This window comes from Tessaracoccus flavescens (assembly GCF_001998865.1).
Lineage (GTDB): Bacteria > Actinomycetota > Actinomycetes > Propionibacteriales > Propionibacteriaceae > Arachnia > Arachnia flavescens.
On the sequence record NZ_CP019607.1, the window covers coordinates 248,163 to 266,798 of the forward strand.

20 protein-coding genes are annotated in these 18,636 nt (G+C 70.1%); 4 read left to right on the forward strand and 16 right to left on the reverse strand.

Annotated elements, in window-relative coordinates:
* Positions 1 to 43 precede the first annotated feature (43 nt).
* The 7 genes from BW733_RS01235 to BW733_RS01265 form a co-directional block, all read right to left on the reverse strand.
* On the reverse strand, positions 44 to 1,285 hold the full coding sequence (locus tag BW733_RS01235; protein ID WP_077347162.1) for a glutamate-5-semialdehyde dehydrogenase: 1,242 nt from the start codon (positions 1,283 to 1,285) through the stop codon (positions 44 to 46).
* Positions 1,286 to 1,337: 52 nt separating this feature from the next.
* Positions 1,338 to 1,796 carry a PQ-loop repeat-containing protein gene (locus tag BW733_RS18125; RefSeq protein WP_077347164.1) on the reverse strand — a complete coding sequence of 153 codons (459 nt, stop codon included), beginning with the start codon at positions 1,794 to 1,796 and terminating at the stop codon, positions 1,338 to 1,340.
* Positions 1,797 to 2,030: 234 nt separating this feature from the next.
* Positions 2,031 to 3,125, reverse strand: coding sequence for a glutamate 5-kinase (proB, locus tag BW733_RS01245; RefSeq protein ID WP_077347166.1), 1,095 nt, complete (start codon positions 3,123 to 3,125; stop codon positions 2,031 to 2,033).
* Positions 3,115 to 4,608 (reverse strand): GTPase ObgE, encoded by a 1,494-nt coding sequence (gene obgE / locus BW733_RS01250; protein ID WP_077347168.1) that lies wholly within the window; start codon positions 4,606 to 4,608, stop codon positions 3,115 to 3,117. The genes proB and obgE overlap by 11 nt, the downstream gene beginning before the upstream one ends.
* A gap of 249 nt (positions 4,609 to 4,857) precedes the next feature.
* Positions 4,858 to 5,109: a 50S ribosomal protein L27 gene (gene rpmA / locus BW733_RS01255; protein ID WP_077347170.1), complete on the reverse strand. Its 252-nt coding sequence runs from the start codon at positions 5,107 to 5,109 to the stop codon at positions 4,858 to 4,860.
* A 10-nt stretch (positions 5,110 to 5,119) separates the two neighbouring features.
* Positions 5,120 to 5,428 carry a 50S ribosomal protein L21 gene (gene rplU, locus BW733_RS01260; RefSeq protein WP_179947132.1) on the reverse strand — a complete coding sequence of 103 codons (309 nt, stop codon included), beginning with the start codon at positions 5,426 to 5,428 and terminating at the stop codon, positions 5,120 to 5,122.
* 124 nt (positions 5,429 to 5,552) lie between these two features.
* Positions 5,553 to 7,229, reverse strand: a complete 1,677-nt coding sequence (locus BW733_RS01265; protein ID WP_077347174.1) for a ribonuclease J — start codon at positions 7,227 to 7,229, stop codon at positions 5,553 to 5,555.
* A gap of 31 nt (positions 7,230 to 7,260) precedes the next feature.
* Between BW733_RS01265 and BW733_RS01270 the strand changes: the two genes are divergently transcribed.
* Entirely contained in the window at positions 7,261 to 7,791 is a 531-nt protein-coding gene (locus tag BW733_RS01270) for a GNAT family N-acetyltransferase (protein WP_077347176.1), read from the forward strand.
* Between the two features lie 14 nt (positions 7,792 to 7,805).
* Here BW733_RS01270 and dapB read toward each other — a convergent pair whose 3' ends face one another.
* On the reverse strand, positions 7,806 to 8,546 hold the full coding sequence (gene dapB / locus BW733_RS01275; RefSeq protein ID WP_077347178.1) for a 4-hydroxy-tetrahydrodipicolinate reductase: 741 nt from the start codon (positions 8,544 to 8,546) through the stop codon (positions 7,806 to 7,808).
* A gap of 106 nt (positions 8,547 to 8,652) precedes the next feature.
* Complete coding sequence (locus BW733_RS01280) at positions 8,653 to 9,252, reverse strand: ABC transporter permease subunit (RefSeq protein ID WP_202970329.1); 600 nt, start codon at positions 9,250 to 9,252, stop codon at positions 8,653 to 8,655.
* A gap of 167 nt (positions 9,253 to 9,419) precedes the next feature.
* Between BW733_RS01280 and BW733_RS01285 the strand changes: the two genes are divergently transcribed.
* Both BW733_RS01285 and BW733_RS01290 read left to right on the forward strand, forming a co-directional pair.
* Complete coding sequence (locus BW733_RS01285; protein WP_077347180.1) at positions 9,420 to 10,520, forward strand: mannitol dehydrogenase family protein; 1,101 nt, start codon at positions 9,420 to 9,422, stop codon at positions 10,518 to 10,520.
* Between the two features lie 51 nt (positions 10,521 to 10,571).
* A complete protein-coding gene (locus tag BW733_RS01290; RefSeq protein ID WP_077347182.1) occupies positions 10,572 to 11,708 on the forward strand; it encodes a cobalt-precorrin-5B (C(1))-methyltransferase in 1,137 nt (378 codons plus the stop codon).
* Between the two features lie 52 nt (positions 11,709 to 11,760).
* Here the strand turns inward: BW733_RS01290 and cobA are convergent, their stop codons facing one another.
* Genes cobA through cobO form a run of 3 tightly spaced genes read right to left on the reverse strand, consistent with a single transcriptional unit; the run spans position 11,761 to position 15,469 of the window.
* Positions 11,761 to 12,504: a uroporphyrinogen-III C-methyltransferase gene (cobA, locus tag BW733_RS01295; RefSeq protein ID WP_077347184.1), complete on the reverse strand. Its 744-nt coding sequence runs from the start codon at positions 12,502 to 12,504 to the stop codon at positions 11,761 to 11,763.
* Positions 12,489 to 14,876 (reverse strand): bifunctional hydrogenobyrinic acid a,c-diamide synthase/histidinol phosphate aminotransferase CobBC, encoded by a 2,388-nt coding sequence (cobBC, locus tag BW733_RS01300; RefSeq protein WP_077347186.1) that lies wholly within the window; start codon positions 14,874 to 14,876, stop codon positions 12,489 to 12,491. The genes cobA and cobBC overlap by 16 nt, the downstream gene beginning before the upstream one ends.
* Positions 14,870 to 15,469, reverse strand: coding sequence for a cob(I)yrinic acid a,c-diamide adenosyltransferase (gene cobO, locus BW733_RS01305; protein WP_077347188.1), 600 nt, complete (start codon positions 15,467 to 15,469; stop codon positions 14,870 to 14,872). The genes cobBC and cobO overlap by 7 nt, the downstream gene beginning before the upstream one ends.
* 23 nt (positions 15,470 to 15,492) lie before the next feature.
* Between cobO and cbiT the strand changes: the two genes are divergently transcribed.
* Entirely contained in the window at positions 15,493 to 16,083 is a 591-nt protein-coding gene (gene cbiT / locus BW733_RS01310; protein ID WP_077347190.1) for a precorrin-6Y C5,15-methyltransferase (decarboxylating) subunit CbiT, read from the forward strand.
* A gap of 2 nt (positions 16,084 to 16,085) precedes the next feature.
* Here cbiT and BW733_RS01315 read toward each other — a convergent pair whose 3' ends face one another.
* From BW733_RS01315 to BW733_RS01330, 4 genes are read right to left on the reverse strand one after another with little or no spacing between them, the layout of a single operon-like run.
* Complete coding sequence (locus BW733_RS01315) at positions 16,086 to 16,883, reverse strand: energy-coupling factor ABC transporter ATP-binding protein (protein ID WP_077347192.1); 798 nt, start codon at positions 16,881 to 16,883, stop codon at positions 16,086 to 16,088.
* Positions 16,880 to 17,635, reverse strand: a complete 756-nt coding sequence (gene cbiQ, locus BW733_RS01320) for a cobalt ECF transporter T component CbiQ (protein WP_077347194.1) — start codon at positions 17,633 to 17,635, stop codon at positions 16,880 to 16,882. The genes BW733_RS01315 and cbiQ overlap by 4 nt, the downstream gene beginning before the upstream one ends.
* Entirely contained in the window at positions 17,632 to 17,958 is a 327-nt protein-coding gene (locus BW733_RS01325; RefSeq protein WP_077347196.1) for an energy-coupling factor ABC transporter substrate-binding protein, read from the reverse strand. Before BW733_RS01325 ends, cbiQ begins: the two co-directional genes overlap by 4 nt.
* Entirely contained in the window at positions 17,951 to 18,634 is a 684-nt protein-coding gene (locus tag BW733_RS01330) for an energy-coupling factor ABC transporter permease (RefSeq protein ID WP_077347198.1), read from the reverse strand. The genes BW733_RS01325 and BW733_RS01330 overlap by 8 nt, the downstream gene beginning before the upstream one ends.
* Positions 18,635 to 18,636 lie beyond the last annotated feature (2 nt).

Sequence of the window (18,636 nt, forward strand, 5' to 3'; positions counted from 1 at the left end):
CAGGCGATCGTAGCAATGTGTGAGCCTCCCTTGCGCCTCTCGGCTAGGCACGGACCTGTCCGTCACCCTCGATGACGTACTTGGTGCTCGTCATCTCGGGCAGTCCCATGGGGCCGCGGGCGTGCAGCTTCTGCGTGGAGATGCCGATCTCGGCGCCGAAGCCGAACTCCCCGCCGTCCACGAAACGGCTGGACGCGTTGACCAGGACGGCGGCCGCGTCGATGCCCGCGACGAACTGGTCGGCCGACCCGGCGTCGCGGGTGATGATCGTCTCCGAGTGCCCGGTCGTGTGGCGACGGATGTGGTCGAGGGCCTCGTCGAGGGAGTCGACGACCCGGGCGGCGAGGTCGAGCGAGAGGTACTCCTCGTCGTACTCGGTCTCCGTCGCCGCGACGACGGCGTCGGAGTAGGAGCGGGTCGCGTCGTCCCCGTGCACCGTGACCCCGGCCTCGGCGAGCGCAGCGAGGGCGCGGGGAAGGAACTCCGGCGCGATGTCCCGGTGGACGAGCAGCGTCTCGGCCGCGTTGCACACGGAGGGACGCTGCACCTTCGCGTTGAGCAGGATGGCGATGGCCTTGTCGAGGTCGGCGGAGGCGTCGACGAAGATATGGCAGTTGCCCGTGCCCGTCTCGATCACGGGGACGGTGGAGCCCTCCACGACCGCACGGATCAGGCCCGCTCCCCCACGCGGGATGAGGACATCGACGAGCCCGCGGGCGCGCATCATGTCGCCGGTGATCTCGCGGCCACCCTCGACGAGGTGGATCGCGTCGGGGGCGATGCCCGCGGTCTCGAGGCCGCGGCGCAGGGCGGCGATCGTGACCCGGTTGGTGTTCAGGGCCGAGGACGATCCGCGCAGCAGGGCCGCATTGCCGGACTTGAGGCAGATGCCTGCCGCGTCGGCGGTGACGTTGGGGCGGGCCTCGTAGATGATGCCGACCACGCCGAGCGGGACCCGCACCTGGGTGACGCGCGCACCGTTGTCGAGCCGCCAACCGCGCACGACGTCGCCGACCGGATCGGGAAGGGCGGCGAGATCGCGCAGCCCCTGGACCATGCCTGCGATGCGCGCCGGGTTCAGCGCGAGGCGGTCGACGATCGACTCGTCGGTCCCCGCCGCACGGGCGGCCTCGACATCGACGGCGTTGGCCTCGAGCAACTGCGGCTCGGCTGCCGCGAGCGCGTCCGCCATGTGGCCGAGGGCGGCGTCCTTTGTCGCGCGGGTGAGGGCGGCGAGCTCGATGGCAGCGGCGCGCGCGGCGACCGCCTGGTCGACGAATTCCATGGCCCGGAGTCTAGCCGCGGCCGGGTGGGCGGGGCCGCGCCGTCCAGCCTGCTCAGACGGCGAGGGCGAGCTTGCGTGCCCTCGCCTGCCGGACCAGGCAGATGGTGAGGTTGATCGAGGCGATCACGATCATGGTGCCCACGCAGATGATCAGGGCCCAGTCTCCGTGACCGATCCCGTAGACGAACCAGAGGCTCTGACCGAACACGAAGATACCGAGGAAGCCTGCCGAGACGCCCGCCGGGTTCGCGGTGGTGAGCAGGGCCCGCAGCTGGGCGGCCTGGCCCACGAGCTGCGGAAGCACGATGAGAAGGCCGAACACGACCGCACCCCACTGCAGGTCGACCAGCGTGAGAGCGACGGCGAGCAGGGTCGGCAGGATCAGCTCACGCAGGACGGGGCGCTCGCGGTCGCGCAGCACGAACACGACGATCGCGAAGGCGAGCGCCGCGCCGATGATGTTGGGGACCTGCAACTGGACCGAGCCGATGATGAACCCGTGGGCCCCCACGCGGCTCCCGTTCCTGCCGTGATCTGCCACATCCGCAGGGACACCCCTGCGCTGTTGCCCGCGCGCAGGATCCGCACGAGTTGCGGCACGATCGAGCAGATGCCGATGGCCGCCGCCACCCAGCCGAAGATCAGTCACACACACGAGCCTACGGTGGTGTATCGCGGCGCAACCAATCGCCCCGGCACTCACTCATCACTGCTGAGGGAAACCCGCCGCTTGGGGCTCGCCCGTCTAGTCCGAGAGGATCAGGTGGTCGCGATGGATCACCGGACGCAGGGTGCGGTGCCCGGCCTCATCGCTGGAGTGGCCGAGCTCTCCGGCAAGGTCGGCGCTCGAGTAGCCCACGAAGCCGCGTCCGACGGGCTCACCGTCGGGCCCGACGATCTCGACGGGCTCCCCCTCGGCAAAGGTGCCGCGGACCTCGGTGATGCCCGCGGCCAGCAGAGAGGCGTGCTTCTGGACGAGGGCGCGCCGGGCGCCCGCGTCGACGTGGACCCAACCGCGCGGCTCCGCGGCGAAGGACAGCCACAGCAGGCGGCGCGGGCGCCGCTTCTTCCGTGCCGGGAAGAACGTCCCGACGTCTTCGCCCGCCAGCGCATGACCGAGGTCGTCGGCGTGGCCGAGCACGACGGAGACACCGGCCTGGGTGGCGATGTCGGCGGCCATCAGCTTGGTCCGCATCCCTCCGGTGCCGACCTTCGACCCGACGCGTGAGGTGTCCACCTCAAGGGCCGAGATGTCCTCGACGCGGTCGATCCGGTGCGCCCCCGGGGTGTCGGGATGGGCGGTGTAGAGGCCGTCGACGTCGCTCATCAGCAGCAGCGCGTCGGCGCGCACCAGGTGGGCGATCAGAGCCGCGAGCCGGTCGTTGTCGCCGAAGCGGATCTCGTGGGTGGCGACGGTGTCGTTCTCGTTGACGATCGGCACGACGCCGAGCCGGAACAGCCGTGAGATGGTGTTGAGCGCGTTGCGGTAGGTCCTAGGCCGCAGCACGTCCTCGACGGTGAGCAGCAGCTGCGCGACCATCACGCCGTGCTCGGCGAACGCGTCGGAATAGGCGCGCACCAGCAGCCCCTGGCCGACGGCGGCGGCCGCCTGCTGGGTCTCCAGGTCGCGGGGTCTGCGCCGAAGCCCGAGCGGGCCGAGCGCTGCCGCGATCGCTCCGGAGGTGACGAGGACGACGCGCACGCCACGCTCATGGATGCCAGCGAGAAGCTCGGCGAGCTGGGTGATGCGGGCCGGGTCGAGCTGGCCCCGTGCGTCGGTGAGGGAGGATGAGCCGACCTTGACGACGACGCGCTTGGCGCCCTCGATCTCAGGCCTCATCGTCCTCCGACTCCTTCTCGTATCCGCTGGTTGCGTAATCCACGGACTTGGCCGCGTGGTACTCGGCGTCCATCTTCTTACGCCGCGTCACCGCGGGGCGTTCGGTCTCAAGGCGGACGTCCTCGCCGCGGCGGCTGAGGATCTCAGCCCCGATCTCGACCTGCGGGGCGAAGTCGAACACGACCGCGTCTTCGCCGCCGATCGCCACGGCGTCGCCTGGGCGGGCGCCGATCTCGAGCAGCTTCGTCTCGACACCGAGCCGGTTGAGCCGGTCGGCCAGGTAGCCGACGGCCTCGGCGTTGTTGAAGTCGGTCTGCCGGATCCAGCGTTCGGGCTTCTCGCCGCGGACGCGCCAGACGAAGCCACCCTCGCCGTCGCCCTTCTTGACGATGGTGAACTCCTCGACGGCACCCTTCTTGGAGGCGACCGGCGCGGGGCGCAGGATCTTGCGTGGCTCGGCAGGCGGGAGCGCGGCGCGGCGGGCGGCGACGATGTCGGCCATGGCGAACTTGAGCTCGCCGAGGCCCTCGCCGGTCTTGGTCGAGATCACGAAGATCGGGAAGCCGAAGCGCTCCAGCTCCGGCTTTGCGATCTCGGCGAGCTCGTGCGCGTCGGGCAGGTCGACCTTGTTCAGCGCGATCAGCCGCACGCGGTCCTCGAGGCCGCCGTGAGCGGAGAGCTCGGCCTCGATCACCTCAAGGTCGTCGACCGGGTCGCGGCCCGGTTCGTAGGTACCGAGGTCGATCACGTGGACGATCGCCTGGCAGCGCTCGATGTGGCGCAGGAAGTCGAAGCCGAGGCCACGCCCCTCGGAGGCGCCCTCGATCAGGCCGGGCACGTCGGCGACGGTGTAGGTCACGTCGCCCGCCACGACGACGCCGAGGTTCGGCACGAGCGTGGTGAACGGGTAGTCGGCGATCTTCGGCCTTGCCCGCGAGATCGCGGCCACGAGCGAGGATTTCCCCGCAGACGGGAAGCCGACGAGGCCGACGTCCGCGACGACCTTCAGCTCCAGCTGGATGAGGCGTTCCTCGCCCTCCTCGCCGAGCAGCGCGAAGCCTGGGGCCTTGCGCGCGGCCGTCGCGAGGGCCGCGTTGCCGAGGCCGCCGCGACCGCCCTGGGCGACGACGAGCTCGTCGCCTGGATGGGTCAGGTCGGCGAGCACCTCGCCCGACTCGGCGTCCGTGACGACCGTTCCCGCGGGGACGGGAAGCACGATGGACTCGCCGCGCGAGCCGTGCTGGAAGTCGCCCTTGCCTGGCTGGCCGTTGGTGGCCTTGCGGACCGACTGGCGGTGGTACTCGACAAGCGTCGACAGCGAGTCGTCGACGCGCAGCGTGATCGATCCACCCTCGCCGCCGTTGCCGCCGTCGGGGCCGCCGAGCGGCTTGAACTTCTCGCGGTGGATGGAGGCGCAGCCGTGCCCGCCGTTGCCGGCCTGGACGGTCAGCTTGACGCGGTCTACGAAGGAGGGAATAGCCATAGCGTGGTCAGTCTACCCGGCCGGACCAGGTCGGCTCCGCCGATGGACACCTGCGTCACGTCACCGCTCAGCAGCCACGCCGCGGCCCACAGGTCTCCCCCACGAGCCGCGACGAACCTGTCGGGGGTCGCGGAGGTGACCCAAGCATTGCAGTGCGATGAGGACTGGTCCGTCTCCTTTGACGACCAGGAACGAAAAAAGAGCCAGGCCCGCCCCGAAGGGCGAGCCTGGCTCGAAGTTCTGCCTGGATCAGGCGGGAACGATGTTGACGACGCGGCGGCCGCGCTTCACACCGAACTCGACGGCACCGTCGACCAGGGCGAACAGGGTGTCGTCGCCACCGCGACCGACGCCTTCACCCGGGTGGAAGTGGGTGCCACGCTGGCGGACGATGATCTCGCCCGCGCCGACGACCTGGCCGCCGTAGCGCTTGACGCCGAGGCGCTGAGCGTTCGAATCACGACCGTTGCGCGTCGAGGACGCGCCCTTCTTGTGTGCCATGGCTGTCTCCTCAGGCCTTGATGTCGGTGACCTTGACCTGGGTGTACCGCTGGCGGTGACCCTGGCGCTTCTTGTAACCGGTCTTGTTCTTGTACTTCAGGATCCGGATCTTGGGACCCTTGGTCTCGCCAACCACCTCAGCGGTGACGCTCACCTTGCCGAGGCCATTGGCATCAGAGGTGATCTTGTCGCCGTCGACCAGCAGCAGCGGCTGCAGGGTGACGGTACCGCCGACCTCTTCGGACACCAGATCGATGTCCAGGACGTCGCCGACAGCAACCTTGTGCTGACGACCACCGTTGCGCACGATCGCGTACACGACTGACCTACCTTCGTTTAATTCAAAGTTCATCGGGTGCCCATCCAGACTGATCATCTAGGGGCAAAGCACCGATGGACTACTTTACGTGTCCCGGGCTGAGCGGTCAAACCGGACGGGGTCGTCACGTGGTGACGACAACCGGGACGATCATAGGGCGTCGGCGCAGAGACTTCGCGACCCACTGCCCCACGGCGCGTCGCGTCACCTGCTGCAGCCTGTGCGGGTCGTCGACGCCGTCGCGCATCGCGTCCTTCAAGGCGTCGCTGACGCGCTGCTTCGCCTCCTTGAACACGCTGTCGTCCTCGGCGAGGCCACGGGCCTGGATCTCCGGGCCGGAGACGATCGAGCGGTTGTGCAGGTCGACGACTGTGATCACCGAGACGAACCCCTCCTCGCCCAGGATGCGGCGGTCCATGATCGAGTCGGAGATGTCGCCGACCGTAGAGCCGTCGACGAAGATGTAGCTCGCGTCGATGGTGCCGACCTTGCGGGCCACGCCCTTCCTGAGGTCGATCACGTCGCCGTCTCCTGCCACGATGACGCGGTCCTTCGGGACGCCGGTCTTCTCGGCCAGCTTGCCGTTGGCGATCAGGTGGCGGACCTCGCCGTGCACGGGCATCGCGTTCCTGGGCCGGATGATGTTGTAGCAGTAGAGCAGTTCGCCTGCCGACGCGTGGCCGGAGACGTGGACGAGCGCGTTGCCCTTGTGCACCACGTTCGCCCCGAGCTTCGACAGGCCGTTGACCACCCGGTAGACGGAGTTCTCGTTGCCTGGGATGAGCGAGGAGGCGAGCAGGACGGTGTCGCCCGGGCCGACCTCGACCACGGGATGCTCGCGGTTGGCGATGCGGCTGAGCGCCGCCATCGGCTCGCCCTGCGACCCGGTGGACACGATCACGACCTCGTCGTCGGCGTACTTGTCGATGTCCTTCAGCTCGATCAGGGTGCCCGCGGGAACCTTGAGGTAGCCGAGGTCGCGGGCGGTGGACATGTTGCGCACCATCGAGCGGCCGACGTAGACGACCTTCCTGCCGTGCTTGACCGCCATGTTGAGCACCTGCTGGACGCGGTGCACGTGCGAGGCGAAGCAGGCGACGATCAGCTTGCCGTTCGCCGCGTCGAACACCCGCGCGATGGCCGGCTCCACGTCGACCTCGGGGGTGGTGAAGCCGGGCACCTCCGCGTTGGTCGAGTCGGCCATGAACAGGTCGACCCCCTCCTCGCCGAGCCGGGCGAAGCCGCGCAGGTCGGTGATCCGACCGTCGAGCGGGAGCTGGTCCATCTTGAAGTCGCCCGTGTGCAGGACGGTGCCCGCCTTGGTGCGGATCGCGACGGCCAGCGCGTCGGGGATCGAGTGGTTGACGGCGAGGAACTCGAACTCGTAGTTGCCGATCTCGAGGATGTCGCCCTCTTCGACGGCGTCGAGGTTGAAGTTGCGGATCCGGTGCTCGCGCAGCTTCGCGGCGAGGAACGCCAGCGTCAGCTTCGAGCCGTAGACGGGGATGTCGGAGCGCCGCTTGAGGAGGTAGGGCACGGCTCCGATGTGGTCCTCGTGGCCGTGAGTGAGCACGAGGGCGACAATGTCGTCGAGCCTCCCGTCCAGGTAGTCGAGGGCGGGAAGAATCAGGTCGACGCCCGGATGGTTGTCCTCCGGGAACAGCACGCCGCAGTCGACGAGCGCGATCTGGCCGTCGATCTCGAAGGCGGTCATGTTGCGGCCGACGTCTCCGAGTCCTCCCAGCGGGATGATCCGCAGGGTTCCAGGGGCCAGTTTGGGTGGTGTCTTGACGTCGGTCATGGGCCCAAGGCTAGTGGATACGATGGGCCCCATGTCTGTCACCGACACCGTGCGCCTCGCCATGCCCGCAGAAGCCGTCGACCTCGCCCGCATCCAGCGCAGGGCCTGGTCTGAGAGTGATGCGCTCTCGGACGCGGTCGCCGCGACGGCCGCCGACGAGGCCACCCGTGCCTGGCACGAGGCCATCGTCCGCCCGCCGCTCGCGCACTTCCGGGTGCTCGTCGCCCTCGGAGAGGCGGGTGTCGTCGGCTTCGCCGTGACCGGCCCGAGCGGCGACCCCGACGCCTCCGAGCGCACCGGCACGATCGGCGAGTTCATCGTCGACCCGAAGCACCGCCACAAGGGGCACGGATCGCGCCTGATCAACGCCGCCGTCGACACGCTGCGCACCGACGGCTACGAACTGGCCACGATGTGGGTCCAGGCAGCCGACGACGCCGTGCGCGCCTTCCTGACCTCCGGCGGATGGGAGGCCGACGGCGCCCATCAGGAGGTCGCGGTCGACGAGGAGGGACGTCACCTCAAGCTCGTGCGCCTCCACACGGACATCACGCCCGCCTGAGGCAGTTCGACGGCTCAGATGCCGAGCACCTGCTCCATCTCCAGGGTCAGCCCGGGATGCTCGACGATGTAGCGGATGCCCGCGACCACGCCGGGCATGAACGACTCGCGGTCGAAGGAGTCGTGCCTGATGGTCAGCGTCTCCCCCAGCGCGCCGAGCAGCACCTCCTGGTGTGCGACGAGCCCCTGCAGGCGGACGGCGTGGATGTGGATGCCGTCGACGACCGCTCCCCTCGCCCCGTCGTCGTGGACGGTCGCGTCGGGAACCGGGTCCATCTGCGCGGCGTCGCGCGCCGCCGCGATCTTGCGCGCGGTCGTCGCCGAGGTGCCGGATGGGGCGTCGGCCTTGTTGGGGTGGTGCAGCTCGATGATCTCCACCGACGGGTAGAACGGGGCGGCCTTCGCAGCGAACTGCATCATCAGGATCGCGCCGATGGAGAAGTTGGAGGCGATCAGGATCCCGACCTCCGGGTGCTTCGCCACCAGGTCGCGGACGGTGTCGAGGCGCTCAGGCGTGAAGCCGGTGGTGCCGATCACCATGTTGATGCCGCGCTCAACGCACCACTCGATGTTGTCCATCACGGCGTCGGGATGGGTGAAGTCGACCACGACCTGCGCCCGCTCGACCTGCTCACGCGGCTCACCGAGATCGGAGCCGCCCACCACCGTCATCCCGTCGGAACGCCCGACCGCCCGCACGACCTCGCTGCCCATGCGTCCGCTGACGCCGAAGACTCCAACCTGGATGTCGCTCATCTGTCCTCCTAGATCTGCAGCCAAGTCAACCAGCCCGACCGGCGCTGGGCAACGGACGAGGGGCGGGTCTCACCGACCCGCCCCTCGCGTGTTGCACCTGTCCGCGTCAACCCTTCCGGTTGTACTGCCTGAGGCTGTCCAGCGCCACCGCGAGGACGATCACGACGCCCTTGATGATCAGCTGGTAGAAGAACGGCACGTTCATCAGCACGAGGCCGTTGGACAGCACGCCGATGATCAGCGCACCGACGAGGGTGCCGAGCACGCGACCGCGGCCGCCCGCGAGGGCCGTGCCGCCGAGCACGACCGCCGCGATGGCGTCGAGCTCGTAGTTGGTGCCTGCCGTCGGCTGTGCGGAGAGCACGCGGGCCGAGAAGATGATGCCCGCAAGACCTGCCGCGGCGCCCGCGATGGTGTAGACGAGCAGCAGGACCCGCTTGGTGTTGATGCCGGCGAGGCGGGCGGCCTCGATGTTGCCGCCGACCGCGTAGACGTGTCGGCCGAAGCGGGTGCGCTCCAGCAGGAACCAGAACGCGATGTAGACGACCACCATCACGACGACGGGCGTCGGGATGCCCGCGACGGTGCCGTTGCCGATCCCGCGGTAGGCCAGGTCGGAGGCGACAAGCGGCTGCCCGTCGAGCAGCGAGTACGCCGTGCCTCTGAGATAGGTCATCGAGCCGAGGGTGACGATGAACGCGGGCAGCGTGAGCCACGCGACGAACGCCCCGTTGACGAACCCGGCCGACGGGGATCGACATCGACACCGTCACCTTCGACAACTCGCGCGGCTCCCGCTCAGGGGTCGCGACGGCGGTCAAGCTGGGCAGGCGCAACTTCGTCACCATCTCGGCCGGTCCGCAGCTGACCACGATGGGGCCACGGGTCGCGGGGGCCGCGGAGGCGCTCAGCGCGGCAGGCCTGGTCGCGGCCCTTGGCAGTGGCTCGTACCGGCACGCCACCGTGTCCGACGCGGGCAGCGAGGAGGTCAGCGTGGAAAACGTCGACGCCATCCTCGGTAGCCGAAGCGAAGCCGTCGTGGACGCGGTCGCCGCCGCCGACTTCGTGGCCACCGCGGTCGGTGCGGCGAACCTGCGCCACCTCGCTTCTGCCCTGGCCGACGGCATCCGTGGGCGCTCCGGTCGCCCCCTCGACGTGCTGCTCGCCGAGAATCTGCACGACGCGGACGAGGTCGCCCGCGGACTGGTCGCCGAGGCGCTCGGCGACGATGCGCACCTCCTCGGCGAAGTCGGCTTCCTGCGCACCTCGATCGGCAGGATGATCCCCGTCCCAACGGCCGAGCAACGCGCCGCGGACGTGTCGTGGGTGGCCGTCGAGCCGTACCGCGAACTCCCCTACGACGCGGCCGCCGCCAAGGCGCCGCTGCCCGACGTGCCGGACCTGGTCGGCCGCACCGACCTGCCGTTCGCCTTCTACGCCGACCGAAAGCTGTACCTGCACAACCTCGGGCACGCGCTGACCGCGTACCTGGGCGGGCTGCTCGGCCACACCGAGATCGCCGAGGCCATCGAGGACCCCCGCGTCCACCGTCTGGTCAACGCGGCGATGTCCGCAGCGACGCAGGCCCTGTCTTGTGAATACGGGGAGCCGCTCGAGGCCGTGGCCGCGAACCGCGACGACCTGCTCGCGCGCTTCGCCAACCACGCCCTGCATGACTCCGTCGAGCGGGTGGGCAGGGATCCCCGACGCAAGCTCGCCCCCGGCGATCGCTTCCTCGGAGCAGTCGAACTGACCGCCCGGCATGGACTGCAGGCACCGGTGAGCGTCGCCGTCGCCGTCGGGACGGACGCACTGCTCAAGGAACTCGACCCGAATGAGCGGCCGAACGCCCTCGCGGCGCTGCGGGAAAGGGTCGCGGCCGCGGGCCCGGCTGAGGCCGCGCGCTTCGACGCGGCCCTCGAGGCGGTGTCCCCCGTCGCAGACCTGGAACGGCTTGCGGAACTCGGCAGGTGACACACCAGGGTGGCCTGCTTCGACGGAGGGCGGCTGGAATAGGCTGACGGTGTGGCGGAGGTTGTAGGCGGAAGACGTGGGCAGTTGAAGTCCTCCGGGCTGCGCCCGGGATGGACGACGGGTGCCTGCGCCGCTGCAGCCGCGACCGCAGCCTGGGTTGCGCTGCACACCGGCGAGTTCCCAGACCCGGTGCGGGTCCTTCTGCCAAAGGGGCACGACCCCGAGTTCGCGCTGACCCAGGAGGAACTGGCTGACGGGGTGGCGATGGCCGCGGTGCAGAAGGACGCGGGCGACGACCCGGACGTCACCCACGGCGCCGTGGTCAGGGCGCGCGTCCGGCGCGGTGCACCCGGCACGGGGATCGAGTTTCGAGGCGGTCCCGGCGTCGGCCGGGTCACTCTGCCCGGCCTGCCGCTTGCCGTCGGCGAGCCCGCCATCAACCCAGGCCCGCGCGGGTACATCGCCGAGAACCTTGCCCGCGCCTCGGCTCGTCTCGGCGTCGTGACCGACGCCGTCGTCGAGGTCTCGGTCGACGGCGGGGAAGAGTTGGCGCACCGGACCTGGAACCCGCGGATCGGCATCGAGGGCGGCATCTCCATCCTTGGCACCACCGGCGTCGTTGTCCCGTATTCCTGCTCCGCATGGATCGACTCGATCCGGCGCGGCGTCGACGTCGCCCGCGCCGCGGGGCTCACCCACCTGGCGGGGTGCACGGGGTCGACGTCCGAGCGGGTGGCGATGCAACTGTTCGGACTTCCAGAGCTCGCGCTGCTTGACATGGGCGACTTCGTCGGCGCGGTGCTGAAGTACGTCTCGCGTCATCAGGTGGAGCGGCTGACCCTGGTCGGGGGGTTCGCGAAGCTGAGCAAGCTCGCCGCGGGCCATCTCGACCTGCACTCGCATCGCACCGCGGTCGACACGACGCACCTGGCCGAGTTGGCCTCCTCTGCCGGCGCCTCCCCCGCTCTCGCTGAGGCGGTTCGCTCGGCGAACACGGCGATGGGTGCGCTTCAGCGGTGTCAGGCGGGAGGCTTCCCCCTTGGCGATGTGGTCGCCGCCGCCGCCCGCGCGCAGGGTGAGCAGGTGCTCCGCGGCGCCCCGGTTCGCGTCGGTGTCGTCTGCATCGACCGCGCTGGGGCCGTCGTCGGGTCGGCAGGATCCCCACCGATGCGCGGTTTCGACGTCTGACCGGGGCAGCCCTCGATGGAGGCGGCTCGGGCGCCGAGCGCCACAAGCTGCGTCACGGGAGGTCGAGCGCGGCCACGTCCCCGATCACGACGATCGCAGGCGGGCGGACGGCGTTGGCCTCGGCCACCTCGGCGATGTCGACAACCGTGGCGCTCCAGAACCGCTGCTCCGGCGTCGATCCGTCCGCGACGATGACCGCAGGGGTGGTGGCGCGCAGGCCCGCGTCGACAAGCGCCGCGGTGATCTCCGGCAGGAATTTCACGGCCATCAGCAGCACCAGGGTTGTGCCGGTGCGCGCGAGCGCCTTCCAGTCGACCTGGCTGCGCGGGTCGCCGGGGGGCACGTGGCCGGACACGACGGTGAACCCCTGGGACAGGGAGCGGTGCGTCACGGGGATCCCTGCCAGCGCGGGCACCGCCACCGCCGAGGTGACGCCCGGGATGACGCGCACGGCCACCCCAGCCTCGGCGCACGCCTGCCACTCCTCCCCGCCCCGGCCGAAGACGAAGCTGTCACCGCCCTTGAGGCGCACGATCCGCAGCCCTCTGCGCGCCCGGTCGATGAGGATCGCGTTGATCTCCTCCTGCGGCGTGAACGCGCCGCGGGGGATCTTGCCCACGTTGATCAGCTCAGCGCCGGGACGGGCCTCCTGCAGCACACTGACGGGCCCGAGCCGGTCATGGACGATGACGTCGGCCTGCCTGACGGCCCTGAGACCTGCGACGGTGAGGAGGTCTGGGTCCCCGGGGCCTCCGCCCACGAGGACCACCTCACGGGGGGTCAGTTCTTTCTGCACAGAGTCTCCTGTAGGTCGACGAGGGCCGCGACCAGCCCAGCGTGGTGGTCGGGGGTACGGGCTGCCAGCCGCAGCCAGGTGGGCCCGAGGCCCGGGAACGACTCGCCTCGCCTGACGGCATATCCGCGTGCCGCCAGTGCCTCGCGGAGAGAGCCGGGGCCGAATCCGGCTGTGTCGACGAGGACGAATGGTGCCACCCCGTCGACGGGGGCGAGGCCGATGTCGCGGAGCCGGCCTGCGAGGTCGGCACGGGCCGCCTCTCCGGCGACGGCGAGCCGATGCGCCTCGTCGCGGCGCCCCGGGGAGAGGCAGGCAACAGTGGCAGCGAGGGCCGGCGTTGACACCGACCAGGGCGGCTGCTGGGCGGAGAGCAGGGCGATCGTCCGTGGATCGCCGACGACGTAGCCTGCCCTGATCCCTGCCAGCGCCCAGGTCTTGGTGAGCGAGCGCAGCACGATCCGGTTACTCATGTCGCCGCTGATGAGGCTCTCCGGCTGGCCGGGTACGGCGTCGAGGAATGCTTCGTCGACGACGAGGGTCCCTGCCCGCAGCGCGAGCAGATCACGGCGGCGGTGCAGCACGCCCGTCGGATTGGTGGGATTGCCTACGACGACGAGATCGGCAGCAGGCACCGCGCCGGGGTCGAGCAGGAAGCCCTCGGTGGCGGAGAGGATATGGCGAAGGGGTACCCGGCCGGCGGCGACGAGCGCCGCCTCCGGTTCGGTGAACTGGGGGTGGACGACGACTGCGACACCCTCGAGCGCCCTTGCGATCAGCGTGAACGCCTCCGCCGCCCCGGCAACGGGCAGCACCATGTCCTCATCGACGCCGTGGTGGGCCGCGATGGCGGCGCGGGCAAGGGCCGGGTTCGGGTAGGCGGCCCAGTTGGCGTCACGCGTCACGGCCTCGACGAGCCAACCCGGGGTGCGTGGCTGTCGTACGTTGACGGCGAAATCGACAAGGTCCGGCGCGAGGTCCTTGTCGCCGTGGTGGGCAAGGTCGGGCTCCGACGCAGGGTCGGTGGCGGCGGCCCCCGCCCACCGGCGGTGGACGGCGTCGGTGAACCTCTCCGCCAGTTGCGGGTGTCCCGCCCAATGTGTGTGCAGGTAGGAGGCGTGGATGGACGAGGTCGCCACGCCGTCCGGTCTTCCGGCGAGCAACCACGCCGGAGGGTCGCCGGGGTCGGCGGCCGTGCGGTGGAACTCGTGCCCCGTGATGGTCTCGCCCACCCTCCCGAGGAGGGAGTCCGTCTCCGCGGTCGCCTCCCGGTATCCCATGGTCAGCCGCGCGGTCATCGCCGCGGTTCCCTCAAGCGCGCCGACCATCGGCTCGCCGTCAAGCTCACGGCACAGATAAAGCAGACCCGCACACTCCGCGACCGTGGGCATGCCGTCGGCCACCGCGTCGCGGATCGCGGAGAGAAGGGCGGTGTTGGCCGCCAGTTCCCTCGCGTGCACCTCCGGGAAACCGCCCCCGAGCCAGAGGCCCGCCGTCCCGGGGGGCAGCGCGGTGTCGCTGAGCGGGTCGAAGACGACCGGCTCGCAGCCAGCGGCGATGAGGAGTTCGTCGGTCTCCGGGTACCGGAATGTGAAGGCACGACCGCCCGCGATCGCGACCTTCGGGCGGCGGGCTGCCCCTGCCCCGGCGGGAGGAGAGAGGGGAGGCCGCCACGGTTCGGCCGCAAGCGCAGGCGCGGTCCCGGCCAGCGCCAGGAGGGCATCGAGGTCGACGTGACTGGCCACGACCTCGCCCATTGCGACGATGCCCGCGTCGTCGCGCTCGGCCGCGGGGACAAGGCCGAGGTGCCGAGCGGGGGCCTCGATCTCAAGGTTGCGTGGCAGTGATCCCAGAACGGAAACGCCCACGCGTTCCACGGAGGCGCGCGCCTCGGCCTCGTGGCGGGGGCTGCCGATCTGGTTGAGTACCACGCCTCCGATCCGCAGGTCAGGGTCGAAAGTCGCCATGCCGAGCACAAGGGCACCGACGCTGCGGGAGGTGTGCCTGGCGTCGACGACGAGGACGATGGGGGCGTCGATCAGGCGGGCGACGTGCGCCGTCGACGCGAATCCGTCACTGCCCAACCTGCCGTCGAACAGCCCCATCACGCCTTCGACGACGGCGACGTCGGCGCCGCGGGATCCGTGCAGTAGCAGCGGCGCCATCAACTCCTCGCTGCAGAGGAACGGGTCGAGATTGCGGCCCGGTCTCCCCGCCGCGAGCGTGTGATAGCCGGGGTCGATGTAGTCGGGCCCCACCTTGAACGGGGCCACCTCGACGCCGCGGCCGCGCAGGGCGGCCATGAGCCCGGTCGCCACAGTCGTCTTCCCGTGGCCAGAGGCGGGGGCGGCGATCACGAAGCGTGGGATCACCATTCGATCCCCGCCTGGCCCTTCTGGCCCTTGTCGAAGGGGTGGGTGACCTTCGTCATCTCCGTGACGAGGTCGGCGAGGTCCAGGATCGGCTGTGGGCATCGCCGACCTGTGATGACGACATGCTGCGTTCCCGGGCGCGATCGAAGGGCCTCGACCACCTCGTCAGTCTGGACCCAGCCCCAGGCCATGGGATAGGTGAACTCGTCGAGTACCCAGAGCCGGTGCCGCTCCTCGGCGAGGCCTTGCCGGACGTGGGCCCAGGCCGCCACTGCGGCCTCCTCCGCGCTCACCTCGCCACCGTGAGCCGACCGCATCCAGGTGCAGCCGGTGCCCATCCGCTCGAAGGTGACGTCGCCGTCGAGTTCCCCGAGCCTCGTCAGCGCCACGTACTCCCCCGTCCGCCAGGACGCGGACTTCACGAACTGGTAGATGCCGACGGCCCAGCCTTGCGCCCACGCCCTCATGGCCATGCCCATGGCCGCGCTCGTCTTGCCCTTGCCTTCCCCTGTGTTGACGATGAGCAGGGGCCTGTTCCGGCGCCCCCTCGTCGTGAGGCCGTCGTCAGGCTCGACGGTGATCCGTCCTCTGGTCACGATTCCTCCAATACGATGTGGGCATGATCATCGACCGTGACGGCGCGTTGTTCGGGTGCACTCCAGGGCTGCCGGACGAGGCGTTCGAGAGCGACGGCCTCATCACCAAACGCGTTGTGCGTGCGAGTGCGCTCGCGCATCTGAGGCCGCTGCCCGGGCAGCTCTTGTGGGACATCGGCACGGGCGCTGGTTCGATCGCCGTCGAATGGTGCCGGGCGGCCGACGGGGCCCGCGCCATCGGAGTCGAGCGCCGGGCCGACCGAGCGTCGAGGGCGCTGGCCAATGCCGAGCGACTCACGCCCCAGGGAGCCTTCCACCTGGTCGAAGGGCTCGCAGGCGATGTGCTCGCCGAACTGCCCTCCCCCGACGCGGTCTTCGTCGGCGGGGGCGCAACCATGCCGGTGCTGGAGCTGGCCATGTCGGCTCTCCACGCAGGCGGCCGCCTCGTCGTGCACGGCATCACCGTCGAGGCCGAGCTGCTGTGCATCGCGGCCCACGAGCGTTGGAAGGGGCACCTGTCCCGGATCCAGGTGGAAAACGCTGAGCCGCTGGGTTCGCTGCTCGGCTGGACGCCGTACCGCACCGTCATCCAGTGGGCGGTCGAGAAGGCCTGATCTCACTGGATCGCTCGTGCCACGTCGTCGACGCTGCGGGGCAGCGGGTTGGCGGAGAGGCCGAGCCGGTGCAGGAGCTCGAGCTGCCACGGGCGGCGGAGACGGGCGGAGGCGAGCAATTCCGCGTCACCAAGGATCGAAGGGTCCCCCTGGCGGACGCGACGACCACTCACCACCGCGACCTCGTCGGCCCAGCTGAGCGCCAGATCGACGTCGTGCGTGGCCAGCACGACAGTCGTGTCGAGGCCGTCAAGAGTGGCCATCAACTCGGCGACTCCTGCAGGGTCTAGCCCGGCGGTCGGCTCGTCCAGCAACAGCACGGAGGGGCGCATTGCCACGGCGCCCGCGATGGCGACGCGCTTGCGCTCGCCGTAGCTCAGTTGATGGGTGGGCCGCTCGGCGAGGTGCGTGATGGCCAGCAGCTCGAGCGCCTCTTCGACGCGAGCTCGGGCGCCGGCCTCGCCGAGGCCGAGGTTCAGCGGACCGAAGGAGACGTCCTGCGTGACGTCGGCGGAGAAAAGTTGGTCGTCCGGGTCCTGCAGCACCAGCTGAACCAGCCGCCGATGCGCACGCAACGACGCCCTGTCATGTGCCAGCGCTGTTCCGTTCGCGCGGATCGTGCCGCGGATCGGCGTGAGCGCCCCCGCCAGGCAGCGCAGCAGGGTCGTCTTGCCTGAGCCGTTCTGTCCGAGCAACGCCATGCGCACGCCACGCCGGATCGATACGCAGGCGCCGTCGAGCACGGGCGGGCTGCCAGGGAATCCAGCCGTCAAGTCCAAGGCACCGAGGATCTCGGTCATGCGGCAGCCAAGCAGAGGAGCCACACACCAGACACGCCGACCGCGGTCATCGCGACGAAGGACCAACTGCGGCGGCGGATGGGCGCCAACGTGACGAGCGAGTCCTCGTAGCCACGGCCCTCGAGCCCGCGTTGCAGACGGGCGGCCCGGTCCCACGTGCGCAGGATGATGCTCCCCGTCGTCGCAGCCACCGTTGCCCAACGCCGTCGGAACGTGGCCTCATCGCCCAGCCGCGCCTGCTGCGCGCCTCGCACCGCGATGGTGGTGGCCAGCAGCAGGAACAGCAGGCGATAGGTCAGTGAAGCGACCTCGAGGAGCGGGTCAGGCAGGTGGACTCCGCGAAGCCAGGTCAGGACGTCGATCATCGGTGTCGTCGTGGCCAACACCATGATGGCGAGCGTGCCCGCGATGCCGTGGACGAAGAGCCCTGCCGCGGTGGTCAGCCCCTCCTGCGTGAGCCGCAGCGGGCCGACGCCCCACCCGTCGCCACCGAACTGAATGACAACGGGAAGGGTGCCGAGCAGCAGGAAGGTCAACGGCGCGACGAGCACAGTGGCAAGCAGTGAAGGACGGATGCGGGCCGGGCCGAGGATCAGGAAGACGGAGAAGAGTGCCACGGCAACGCATCCGGGCCAGGGGGGTGTGAGCAGCGCGGTGAGTACGAGCGCGAGGCTGAGCAGCATCTTCTCCCCCACTCGACGGCGCCGCCACGGGCTGCCCCAGGCGGCGTCGTCGATGGAGTAGGTGGTCATCCTCGTGCCGACTCCGGCTCGCGCCGGGCCGCAGCCCTGCCGCGGAGCTGGCCAAGGGCGAAGCCGAGAACTCCCGCACCGAGCGCCGCCTGGACAGCGAACAGGCCCGACTCGATCTCGCCGCTGCCGGGCTCGAAGATCGGGGAGAACCAGGGCAGGGCGCCGTGCTCGTCCTCGAGAATCGCGGTCACGGCCGCGTCGCTGCCCGCGAATGCCTCCTCGCCTTCCGCGGGCTTCGGGGCCATGGTCAGCGAGAACGCAAAGATCGCGACGATGACGGCCACGAGGGCCAGCCCGATGAACCAGTCCTTGCGCTCAAACATGAACGACCTCCTTGTCCGACGCGGTGACGCCCAAGCGCGCCAGCTCGGTCGGCGCGACGCGGGTGAAGAACCCGAACAGAAGCACCCCGAGGACACCTTCGGCGATGGACAGCGGGATCTGGGTGACGGCGAAGACGCCGAGGAACTTGGCGAGGGCGCCCAGGAAGCCCGTCGTGGCGTCGGGGTAGGCCAGTGCCAGTTGCAGCGACGTGACGCAGTAGGTGAACAGGTTCGCCACGGCCATGGCGAAGAACACGCCCAGCCAGGTGGGGGCCTTCGCCGCCTTGAACAGGCGCCAGACGCCGTAGCCCGCCCAAGGGCCGGCGATCGCCATCGAGAACACGTTCGCGCCCAGCGTCGTCAGGCCACCGTGCGCCAGCAGCAGGGCCTGGAAGAGCAGCACGACCGTGCCGAGAAACGCCATGACTGGCGGCTTGAACAGGATGGTCCCTGCCCCGGTGCCGGTGGGATGCGAAGAACTCCCGGTCACCGACGGCAGCTTGATGGCCGAGAGGACGAAAGTGAAGGCACCCGCGGCGGCGAGCAGCAGTCTGTTCTCCGGTGACTTCCTGGCCTCGCGGACGACGGCACGGCCGCCATGAATCACGAACGGGGCGGCGACGGCGAACCAGGCCGCGCATTGGAGGGGTGGGAGAAACCCTTCTGCTATGTGCATCT

What these genes read in the sequence shown, in the direction of transcription:
- BW733_RS01235 (WP_077347162.1), bottom strand. Translation starts at nt 1,285, where the DNA reads ATGGAATTCGTCGACCAGGCGGTCGCCGCGCGCGCCGCTGCCATCGAG.
- proB (WP_077347166.1), bottom strand. Translation starts at nt 3,125, where the DNA reads ATGAGGCCTGAGATCGAGGGCGCCAAGCGCGTCGTCGTCAAGGTCGGC.
- obgE (WP_077347168.1), bottom strand. Translation starts at nt 4,608, where the DNA reads ATGGCTATTCCCTCCTTCGTAGACCGCGTCAAGCTGACCGTCCAGGCC.
- rpmA (WP_077347170.1), bottom strand. Translation starts at nt 5,109, where the DNA reads ATGGCACACAAGAAGGGCGCGTCCTCGACGCGCAACGGTCGTGATTCG.
- BW733_RS01265 (WP_077347174.1), bottom strand. Translation starts at nt 7,229, where the DNA reads ATGACCGACGTCAAGACACCACCCAAACTGGCCCCTGGAACCCTGCGG.
- BW733_RS01270 (WP_077347176.1), top strand. Translation starts at nt 7,261, where the DNA reads ATGTCTGTCACCGACACCGTGCGCCTCGCCATGCCCGCAGAAGCCGTC.
- dapB (WP_077347178.1), bottom strand. Translation starts at nt 8,546, where the DNA reads ATGAGCGACATCCAGGTTGGAGTCTTCGGCGTCAGCGGACGCATGGGC.
- BW733_RS01285 (WP_077347180.1), top strand. Translation starts at nt 9,420, where the DNA reads ATGGGGCCACGGGTCGCGGGGGCCGCGGAGGCGCTCAGCGCGGCAGGC.
- cobBC (WP_077347186.1), bottom strand. Translation starts at nt 14,876, where the DNA reads ATGGTGATCCCACGCTTCGTGATCGCCGCCCCCGCCTCTGGCCACGGG.
- cbiT (WP_077347190.1), top strand. Translation starts at nt 15,493, where the DNA reads ATGATCATCGACCGTGACGGCGCGTTGTTCGGGTGCACTCCAGGGCTG.
- BW733_RS01315 (WP_077347192.1), bottom strand. Translation starts at nt 16,883, where the DNA reads ATGACCGAGATCCTCGGTGCCTTGGACTTGACGGCTGGATTCCCTGGC.
- cbiQ (WP_077347194.1), bottom strand. Translation starts at nt 17,635, where the DNA reads ATGACCACCTACTCCATCGACGACGCCGCCTGGGGCAGCCCGTGGCGG.
- BW733_RS01325 (WP_077347196.1), bottom strand. Translation starts at nt 17,958, where the DNA reads ATGTTTGAGCGCAAGGACTGGTTCATCGGGCTGGCCCTCGTGGCCGTC.
- BW733_RS01330 (WP_077347198.1), bottom strand. Translation starts at nt 18,634, where the DNA reads ATGCACATAGCAGAAGGGTTTCTCCCACCCCTCCAATGCGCGGCCTGG.